General features: G+C 58.4%; 1 pseudogene. It reads left to right on the top strand.

Annotated elements, in window-relative coordinates:
- A pseudogene (locus tag A3709_RS24070) lies at positions 1–219 on the top strand (acetyl-CoA C-acyltransferase); the annotation flags it as partial.

Raw genomic sequence — 219 nt, 5'->3', positions numbered from 1 at the left:
TCCATTGTTCCGGTTGAGAATCCCGACAAGGGCATGACCGTCAGTGAGGATGAGTGTATCCGCGCCAGTGCCACCACTGAGGGGTTGGCAAAACTGCCCGCAGCCTTTGCCGGTATTGGTGCCAAGGGTGTCGATGCCTATCAGCTTGCGGCCCACCCGGAGCTGACAGAGATTCAACACATCCATACCGCTGGTAATTCCCCGGCCATGGCTGATGCG

Origin of the sequence: Halioglobus sp. HI00S01 (genome assembly GCF_001635445.1) — a bacterium.
Lineage (GTDB): Bacteria > Pseudomonadota > Gammaproteobacteria > Pseudomonadales > Halieaceae > Halioglobus > Halioglobus japonicus.
Note: the sequence above shows the minus strand (reverse complement) of the source record. Positions and strands in the feature narration are given on the sequence as shown.